We start from the raw sequence: 1,318 nt of genomic DNA, 5'->3' as shown, positions 1-1,318 counted from the left end.
CTCAAACGCCGGACGGGCTAGGCAATCAGCCCCTCCGGCGTTTGAGGAGCGGAGGTTCGGGGGCCGGCCCCCGAAACGGGGTCTGGGGCGGAGCCCCAGTGGTGATGGGGGTCCCCCCGCTCGAGCGAAGCCGAGAGTGGGGGAGGGTAGGGGCGGCGGGGGCGAAAACCTACGCCGCGAACCTACGCCGGTCGCAACCACACCGTCGCCAGCGGCGGCAGCGTCAGCCGGATACTCGCCGCCCGCCCATGCCACCCCTGCGCGTCCGGCTTCACAGGATCCGGGTTGGTCACATCGCTCCCGCCATAGCGCCCGGCGTCCGTGTTCAGCACCTCGTGCCACGCGGGCACGTCATCCGGGACGCCCAACCGATACTCGTGCCGCACGACCGGAGAGAAGTTGGAGACGGCGAGCAGAGGCGTGCCGTCGGCGTCGTGGCGGAGGAAGGCGAAGACGTTGTCCTCCGAGGCGTCCCCGGCGATCCAGGCGAAACCGGAGGGATCGGTGTCGAGTTCCCAGAGGGCGGGCGCGGCGCGGTAGACGGTGTTGAGGTCGCGGACGAGGTCGCGTACACCCTGGTGGTCGGCCGCGGCGCCGTACGACGGGTCCAACAGCCACCAGTCGGGCCCGTGCGCCTCGGACCACTCCGCGCCCTGCGCGAACTCCTGTCCCATGAAGAGGAGTTGCTTGCCGGGGTGGGCCCACATGAAGCCGAGGTAGGCACGGTGGGTGGCCCGCTGCTGCCACCAGTCACCCGGCATCTTCGACACCAGCGACCGCTTGCCGTGCACCACTTCGTCGTGCGAGATCGGCAGTACGTAGTTCTCGCTGTACGCGTACACCATCGAGAACGTCATCTCGTGGTGGTGGTACTTGCGGTGGACCGGCTCGTGGGAGACGTAGCCGAGCGAGTCGTGCATCCAGCCCATGTTCCACTTCAGCCCGAAGCCCAGCCCACCGAAACCGCCCGGCCCGATGTGGTGAGTGGCGCGCGTGACGCCGTCCCACGCGGTCGACTCCTCGGCGATCGTGACGACACCGGGCTCACGCCGGTACACGGTCGCGTTCATCTCCTGGAGGAAGGCGACGGCGTCGAGGTTCTCCCGTCCGCCGTGGACATTGGGCGTCCACTGCCCGGCCTCGCGCGAGTAGTCGAGGTACAGCATGGAGGCGACGGCGTCGACGCGTAGGCCGTCGATGTGGAACTCCTCGCACCAGTACACGGCGTTGGCGACGAGGAAGTTGCGGACCTCGCGGCGCCCGTAGTCGAACTCCAGCGTTCCCCAGTCGGGGTGCGCGGCCCGCAGCGGGTCCTCGT

Annotated in this window: 1 protein-coding gene; it reads right to left on the bottom strand. The window is 69.3% G+C overall.

Annotated features, from left to right (window positions below):
• Positions 1-182: 182 nt before the first annotated feature.
• Positions 183-1,318: 1,4-alpha-glucan branching enzyme (gene glgB / locus ACTWQR_RS55695; protein ID WP_443235010.1), on the bottom strand; the 1,136-nt coding region annotated here is incomplete at its 5' end.

This window comes from Streptomyces sp. 2A115 (assembly GCF_052245575.1).
In the GTDB taxonomy this organism is placed as follows: Bacteria; Actinomycetota; Actinomycetes; order Streptomycetales; family Streptomycetaceae; genus Streptomyces.
The sequence above is the reverse complement of the archived record's forward strand: the minus strand, read 5'-3'. Positions and strand labels throughout refer to the sequence as shown.